Below are 7,750 nucleotides of genomic sequence, written 5' to 3'. Positions count from 1 at the left end.
GCCCGCCCCGACGGCCCCCGCCCGGCCGGCTAACACCGCCTCGCCCCCCGGCGCCCCCGCGGGCCCTCTACTCGTGAACAGGCCTGACCGCTAGCGGGAGATCTTCACGTCCTTGATGATCACCGGCAGCTTGGGGGCGTTGGAGCCCTCGCCCCTCACATCGGCCATGGGGTCGCCGTTGAAGGGGATGATGCCGCCCTTGGCGATCTTGTCGATGACGTCCATGCCCTTGACCACGACGCCGAACGGGGTGAAGGCGGCGCCCTGGGCGGCCAGCTGGGTGTTCTCGTCGGAGAAGGAGATCCAGAACTGGCTGCCGTTGGAGTTGGCGTCCTCGGAGGCCTGCGACATGGCGACCGTGCCCCTTCCGAGGCCGATGCCGCCGAGGTTCTCGTCGTCGAACATGTATCCCGGGCCGCCCGTGCCGTCCTCCTTGCTTTTGCCGTCGCCCTTGGCCAGCGGGTCGCCGCACTGCAGCATCCCGAGGCCGGTGGTCTCCGGCGTCGCCAGGCGGTGGCAGCGCGTGTTGTCGAAGAAGTTCTTCTTGGCGAGGAACTCGAAGGAGTTCACCGTGCACGGTGCCTGGGCGGTGGCGAGCTGGATGACGATCGTGCCCTGGTTGGTGGCGATCGTCATGGTCTTGGCCTTCAGGTCCGGCTTCGACGGCGGCATGCCCACCTTCTTGGCGGGAGACCCGCTCGTGTCCTTGCGGTAGGTGCAGCTCCCCGCGGCCGGCTCGGCCGTCGAGCTGGGCAGCGCCGCCGGTGCGGAGGCTGCGGCCGAGACGGAGGCCGAGGGGGTCGAGGCGGCTGCCGCGCCGGGCTTGGCGTCGTCCTTGCCGCCCATGAGCGTGGTCGCGGCGACGATGCCGCCCACCACGACCACGACCCCCACTCCGGCGCCGATGATCGTGTTCCGCTTGGACGTGCCCCCGCCGCCGGTGTTCTTGCCCCGCTGTTCCTGTCGCTCGCGGTGCTCCCGTGCCAGCTGGGTCTGGCGATCCACGTCGGTCACGGTATGCCTTCCATTTGCCGATAGATGACTTTATGTGCTCGGGAATCGTACCGGCCTTTACGTTGAGCCCGTATAAAACGCCCAGTTCGCACGGTGATGAAGATCGTACTTTACCTGCTTGTGGGCATGCTTGCGGCGAGGAATGTTGTCTTGGGGAATTTCTTACGGTGGCTTGACGCGGCCACGGACATCATCGAGTCACGCGGGCGAAGGGGGTCGCCCGCGTGATCCGGGGCGGCCCGGAGAACGAGAACCAGCGGGCCGCCGGATCCGTATAGGGGACGACGAGCCACTTCACAGGAGCCAAGACATGTTCGATGAGATCCTCGGCCTGCCCGCCCATCCCCTGATCATCCACACCGCGGTCATCTTCATTCCGCTGCTGGCCCTCGGCTCCGTGGTGTACGGGCTGGTCCCGCGCGTGCGCCCGTCCCTCTCGTGGGCCGTGGTCCTGCTGGCCATCGCAGCCCCGGCGACCGCGTTCGCCGCCAAGGAGAGCGGCGAGGCGTTCAAGGAGGGGAGGTTCGGGGGCGGCCTCGAGGGGACGCTCGGGCAGCGGATCAACGACCACGAGAGCTACGCCAACCCCCTGCTTCTGAGCGTCATCGGCCTCGGCGTCGCCTCGCTCCTGCTGGTCTACTCGTCCCTCAAGCTCGGCAAGGTGACGACCGGCGTCCTGTCGGCGGTCACCGTGGCACTCGCCCTGGTCGCGGGCTACTACGTCCTCATGGCCGGTCACACGGGCGCGACCGCGGTGTGGGCCGGCTAGCCGGCGCCCGACGCCGTGGAACCTGGACGGCCCGGGCGCGGTATTACCGGCATGAAACGCGCAACGATCGTGATGGCGTGCCTGGCGGCGGCGGCGTGCGCCTCCCCGACGGCCTCCGGCGAACCACCGGCCTCCTCGGCGCCGGCCCTGCCCGCAGAGACGCCGGCATCGCCCACGGCGCCGGCATCGCCCACGGCGCCGGCGAGTGCGGGGCCGAGTGGCATCCAGGAGGCCGTGGGCGGATGCGGGGACACCCCGGTCCAGTCAGGCGGCCCGCCCGCCTGGGCCACCGAGAACGCCCCCGGCACCCGGTTCGTCCTCGGCCGCGAGGGCAACGCGCTCGGCTACCTGTTCGCCGACCCGCTCCGCGCGGGCACGCCCACGAACCCCTCCAACAAGATCCTCTGGTACGTACGGCTCCCGCGCGACTCCGCCGAACTGCGCGTCGTCGCCCACCCTCGCGGCGCCGGGCGGCCCGTCGTGCGCGCCACCTTCCCCGACGGCTCGGGCCCCGGCGAGATCTATCCCAGCGCGACCGACGTGCCCGAGCCCGGTTGCTGGACCTTCGAACTCACCTGGGGCGCCCACCACGACACCGTCGACCTGCTCTATCGGCGGTAGTGTCGACGTGTGGAGAGTTTGTTCGATTCGGCGGCGGAGGAAGCCCACAGGAGCCAGGAGCCGCTCGCCGTGCGCATGCGGCCCCGCACCCTCGACGAGGTCGTCGGCCAGCGCCACCTGCTCGGCCAGGGCACGCCCCTGCGCCGCCTGGTGGAGAGCGAGGCCCCCATGTCGCTGTTCCTGTGGGGCCCTCCGGGCACCGGCAAGACCACGCTCGCCTACGTCGTGGCGGGGGTGACCAAGCGGCGGTTCGTCGAGGTGTCGGCCGTCTCCGCCGGGGTCAAGGACGTGCGCGCCGCCATCGACCAGGCCAAGCGCGAGCTCGGCATGACCGGGCGCCAGACCGTCCTGTTCGTCGACGAGGTCCACCGCTTCAACAAGGCCCAGCAGGACGCCCTGCTGCCCGCCGTGGAGAACCGCTGGGTGACCTTCATCGGGGCCACCACCGAGAACCCCTACTTCTCGGTGATCTCACCGCTGCTGTCGCGGTCGCTGCTGCTGACGTTGGAGTCCCTCTCGGAGGGCGACGTGCGCGCCGTCGTCGACCGCGCCGTCGGCGACCCGCGCGGTCTGGACGGCCGGGTGCGGCTCGCGCCCGAGGCGATGGACCACCTGGTCCGCCTGGCCGGGGGAGACGCCCGCCGCTCGCTGACCTACCTGGAGGCGGCGGCGCTGCTGGTCCCCGACGGCGAGGTCACCGTCGAGACCGTCGAGAAGGCCGTCGACAAGGCCGCGGTGCGCTACGACAGGCAGGGCGACCAGCACTACGACGTCATCAGCGCGTTCATCAAGAGCATGCGCGGCTCCGACGTGGACGCCGCGCTGCACTATCTAGCCCGCATGATCGAGGCGGGGGAGGACCCCCGGTTCCTCGCCCGCCGCATCATGATCTTCGCCTCCGAGGACGTCGGCATGGCCGACCCGACCTGCCTGCAGGTCGCGGTGGCCGCCGCCCAGGCCGTGCAGATGATCGGCCTGCCCGAGGGCCGCCTCAACCTCGCCCAGGCGGTCATCCACTGCGCGCTGGCCCCGAAGTCCAATGCCGTCATCAAGGCGATCGGCGCCGCGTCCGACGACGTGCGGCGAGGCCTGATCGGGCAGGTGCCCGGCCACCTGCGCGACGCCCACTACCCGGGCGCGGCCAAGCTGGGCCACGGCAAGGGCTACCAGTACCCCCACGACTTCGAGCACGGCCTGGTCAAGCAGGACTACGCGCCCGAGGAGGTCCGCGGGCGGCGCTACTACGAGCCGACCCGTCACGGCGGCGAGGCGCATTTCGCCGACCGGTGGGCCAAGATCCGTGAGTTCCTGCGCGGCCGCCCGTGACCGCCGCCCGTCCCCGGGTGTGCTCGTGACCGCCCCGGGTGTGCTCGTGACCGCCGCTTGTCCACAGATCCGCCCGTGACCGCCGCCCGTCCACAGGTGTGGCGTGCTGAGCGACGGCACCGAGCCCGGGCGCGATAGGGTCTCTGCATTCCACCGCCCCAGCCGGGCCACACATCCGTAGGTCACCTACGAGGGGACGCATCGACATGCTTACCGCCGGAGAGGTCGCCGGCCTCGTCGTCGCATTGTTCTGGGCGATATTGGTCTGCTTTCTTGCAGTGGTGCTGGTGAGGCTGGCCCGGTTGCTCACCGAGACCACCAAGATGGTCGCCGACCTGAGCGAGCGGGTCGTCCCGCTGCTCGACGAGGTCAGCGTCACCGTCGCCGAGACCAACCGCCAGCTGGTCACCGTCGAGGCCATCGCGGGCAACATGAAGGAGGTCAGCGGCCACATGATGAAGGTCACCGGCGTTGCCTCGGCGCTGTTCGCCAAGCCGCTGATCAAGGCCTCCTCGCTGCTCCACGGCCTGCGCGGCGCCGCCGCCAGGCGTCGTGGGCTCCCCCCGGGCGACAGGCGGCGGCAGCCGTGATCCGGCGGCTCTTCTACATGGCCCTGGGCGCGTACATCGCGGTCTGGGTGATGCGTAAGCTGCAAGCGTTGAAGCCCGACCACGTCGCGCGCCGAGCGGCCGACCGCGCCACGAGTCTGGCGGCCGAGGCGCGCCTGTTCGCCGACGAGGTCAGGCGCCTGTCCGCAGGCAGGGAAATCGAGTTGCGAGAGCGGTTCGGGCTCGACAGTGTCAGAGAAACACATCACAACGACGTAAAGGACGGCCGCTGAGATGGAGTCGGCAGAGATCGCCCGCCGCTTCCTGCGCTTCTTCGAGGAGCGCGGACACACTGTCGTCCCCTCGGCCAGCCTTGTCGCCGAGGACCCGACGCTGCTGCTGGTCAACGCGGGCATGGTGCCCTTCAAGCCCTATTTCCTCGGCCAGAAGAAGCCGCCGTTCCCCCGGGCGGCCAGTGCCCAGAAGGTCATCCGCACCCTCGACATCGACGAGGTCGGCAAGACCACGCGGCACGCCAGCTTCTTCCAGATGCTCGGCAACTTCTCCTTCGGCGACTACTTCAAGGAGCAGGCCCTTCCTTACGCGTGGGAGCTGCTGACCAAGCCCGAGTCCGAGGGCGGCTTCGGCTTCCCCGAGGAGCGCCTCTGGGTCACCGTCTACCACGACGACGACGAGGCCCGCGACATCTGGCACAACAAGGTGGGCATCCCGGTCGAGCGCATCCAGCGCCGGGGGCTCGCCGACAACTACTGGCACATGGGCGTGCCGGGCCCAGGCGGCCCCTGCTCCGAGATCTACTACGACCGCGGCCCCGAGTACGGCAAGGAAGGCGGCCCGGTCGCCGACGAGAACCGCTACCTGGAGGTCTGGAACAACGTCTTCATGCAGTTCCAGCTCAGCGCGGTGCGCAGCAAGGTCGACTTCGACATCTCGGGCGAGCTGCCCGCCAAGAGCGTCGACACCGGCATGGGCCTGGAGCGCATGGCGGCGATCCTGCAGGGCGTCGACAACATCTACGAGATCGACACCACCTACAAGATCCTCGACAGGGCGGCCGAGCTCACCAAGTCCCGCTACGGCAGGAACAACCGCGCCGACGTCTCGCTGCGGGTCGTCGCCGACCACCTGCGTGCCGGCGTCATGCTGGTGGGCGACGGCGTGCTGCCCTCCAACGAGGGCCGGGGCTACGTGCTGCGCCGCATGCTGCGCCGCGCGATCCGCAACCTTCGCCTCCTCGGCGCGGGCGAGGAGCGCTACATGCACGAGCTGGCCGCGACGACCATCGAAGCGATGGGCGACCAGTATCCCGACCTCAGGGCCGACGCCGCCCACATCCACACGGTGATCGACGCCGAGGAGGTCTCCTTCCTCGGCACCCTGCGCACCGGCACCGCGATCTTCGACGCGGCCGTGGAGGAGACCAAGCGCAAGGGCGTCCCGACCCTCGCGGGCAACCAGGCCTTCCAGCTCCACGACACCTACGGCTTCCCGATCGACCTGACGCTGGAGATGGCGGCCGAGCAGGGCCTCCAGGTCGACGAAGAGGGCTTCCGCCGCCTGATGAACGAGCAGCGCGACCGCGCGAAGGCCGACTCGGCGGCGAAGAAGACCGGCAACGCCGACATCTCGGTCCTCGGTGAGATGCTCGACAGGGCGGGCAAGGTCGACTTCCTCGGCTACGACAACACCACCGCCGAGGCGAACGTCATCGGCGTGCTCGTCGACGGGGCCTCGGTCCAGGCGGCGGGCGCGGGCACCACCGTCGAGGTCGTCCTCGACCGCACCCCGTTCTACGCCGAGGGCGGCGGCCAGCTCTCCGACCAGGGCGTCATCCGCACGGGCGGCGCGCAGGTCGACATCGTGGACGTCCAGTCCCCGTTCGCGGGCCTGGTGGTGCACCGAGGCAAGGTCCGCGACGGCGAGCTGCGCGTGGGCGAGCAGGCGCTGGCCGAGATCGACATCGAGCGCCGCCGCGCGATCTCGCGCAGCCACACCGCGACCCACCTGGTCCACCGGGGCTTCCGCAACGCGCTCGGCGAGAGCGCGGCCCAGGCCGGCTCCGAGAACTCCCCGGGCCGCTTCCGCTTCGACTTCACCGCGGCCGGGGCCGTCCCGCCGACCGTCCTGCGTGACGTCGAGGACGAGGTCAACGCCATCCTGATCAACGACCTCAAGGTCAACGCCTACCACACCTCCCTCAGCGAGGCCCGTTCGATGGGCGCCCTGGCGCTCTTCGGCGAGAAGTACGGCGACGAGGTCCGCATCGTCGAGGTCGGCGACTACTCCCGCGAGCTGTGCGGCGGCACCCACGTCGCCAGCTCCGGCCAGCTCGGCCTGGTCAAGGTGCTCGGCGAGGCGTCGATCGGCGCGGGAGTGCGCCGCGTCGAGGCGCTGGTCGGCATCGACGCCTTCCGCTTCCTCGCCCGCGAGAGCGTGCTGGTCGCCCAGCTGAGCGAGCAGCTCAAGGCGCGCCGCGAGGAGCTGCCCGAGCGCGTCGAGGGCATCGTCACCCGCCTTCGCACGGCCGAGCGCGAGCTTGAGAAGCTCCGCTCGTCCCAGGTGCTCGCGGTGGCCGGCGAGCTCGCCGCCTCCGCCCGTGACATCAGCGGCGTGTCGGTCGTCACGCACCGCGCGCCTGACGGCACTTCCCCCGATGACCTGCGTAAACTCGCTCTTGACGTGCGCGGCCGGTTCCCCGGTGACCGCGCTGCGATGATCGTGATCGCCGGTGTGCCCGCAGACCGTCCGGTCGTGGTCGCCGCTGTGAACGATGCGGGGCGCACCCGGGGTCTCAAGGCCGGGCGACTGGTCGGCGTCGCCGCCAAGGCACTTGGGGGTGGCGGTGGCGGTAAGGATGATGTCGCGCAGGGTGGTGGAGCCCGTCCCGAGGCGATCGGCGACGCGCTCGGCGCCGTCGAGCACGCGATCCGGGAGACGCTGTCCTGATCAGGTACATCTGGCGCGCGCGGTTCCGGGCCCGGAGCCCGTGGTGAGACGCGGGGTCCGGCTCGGGGTCGACGTCGGGTCGGTTCGCGTCGGCGTGGCCCGCAGCGACCCGTCGGGGCTGCTGGCCACGCCGGTCGAGACCGTGCGGCGCGGCCGGGGCGACCTCGACCGCATCGCCGAGATCGCCGGCGAGTGCGAGGCGATGGAGATCGTGGTGGGCCTCCCAACCTCGCTTTCGGGCCGCGAGAGCCACGCGGCGCTCGCCGCGCGTCAGTTCGCCGTCAGGCTGGCCGGGCGGCTCGCGCCGACGCCCGTCCGCCTGTACGACGAGCGGCTGACCACCGTGACCGCCCAGCAGGGCCTTCGGGCCAGCGGCGTGAAGGCCAAGAACCAGCGGGCGGTGGTCGACCAGGCGGCGGCCGTGGTGCTGCTGCAGGCCGCCCTGGACGCCGAGCGTGCCGGCGGCGCTCCGCCGGGCAGACCCGTCGAGCCACCGGGGCAGCGC

Annotated in this window: 8 protein-coding genes; 7 read left to right on the top strand and 1 reads right to left on the bottom strand. The window is 70.9% G+C overall.

From position 1 onward, the window contains the following. Positions 1-90: 90 nt before the first annotated feature. A complete protein-coding gene (locus AB0O34_RS35515; protein WP_363923168.1) occupies positions 91-1,014 on the bottom strand; it encodes a peptidylprolyl isomerase in 924 nt (307 codons plus the stop codon). 310 nt (positions 1,015-1,324) lie between these two features. Between AB0O34_RS35515 and AB0O34_RS35510 the strand changes: the two genes are divergently transcribed. The 7 genes from AB0O34_RS35510 to ruvX form a co-directional block, all read left to right on the top strand. Then, on the top strand, positions 1,325-1,783 hold the full coding sequence (locus AB0O34_RS35510; protein ID WP_363923166.1) for a hypothetical protein: 459 nt from the start codon (positions 1,325-1,327) through the stop codon (positions 1,781-1,783). A gap of 51 nt (positions 1,784-1,834) precedes the next feature. After that, entirely contained in the window at positions 1,835-2,404 is a 570-nt protein-coding gene (locus tag AB0O34_RS35505) for a hypothetical protein (protein ID WP_363923164.1), read from the top strand. A 9-nt stretch (positions 2,405-2,413) separates the two neighbouring features. Then, positions 2,414-3,730, top strand: a complete 1,317-nt coding sequence (locus AB0O34_RS35500; RefSeq protein WP_363923162.1) for a replication-associated recombination protein A — start codon at positions 2,414-2,416, stop codon at positions 3,728-3,730. A 206-nt stretch (positions 3,731-3,936) separates the two neighbouring features. Next, positions 3,937-4,320, top strand: a complete 384-nt coding sequence (locus AB0O34_RS35495) for a DUF948 domain-containing protein (protein ID WP_363923160.1) — start codon at positions 3,937-3,939, stop codon at positions 4,318-4,320. Continuing rightward, positions 4,317-4,571: a DUF6167 family protein gene (locus tag AB0O34_RS35490; RefSeq protein ID WP_363923158.1), complete on the top strand. Its 255-nt coding sequence runs from the start codon at positions 4,317-4,319 to the stop codon at positions 4,569-4,571. The genes AB0O34_RS35495 and AB0O34_RS35490 overlap by 4 nt, the downstream gene beginning before the upstream one ends. 1 nt (position 4,572) lies before the next feature. Continuing rightward, positions 4,573-7,245: an alanine--tRNA ligase gene (gene alaS / locus AB0O34_RS35485; RefSeq protein WP_363923156.1), complete on the top strand. Its 2,673-nt coding sequence runs from the start codon at positions 4,573-4,575 to the stop codon at positions 7,243-7,245. A 43-nt stretch (positions 7,246-7,288) separates the two neighbouring features. Further along, the coding region (ruvX, locus tag AB0O34_RS35480) for a Holliday junction resolvase RuvX (protein ID WP_363923154.1) at positions 7,289-7,750 on the top strand (462 nt) is incomplete at its 3' end.

The organism is Sphaerisporangium sp. NPDC088356, assembly GCF_040685555.1.
Classification (GTDB): domain Bacteria; phylum Actinomycetota; class Actinomycetes; order Streptosporangiales; family Streptosporangiaceae; genus Sphaerisporangium.
This window is presented reverse-complemented; position numbering and strand designations above follow the sequence as displayed.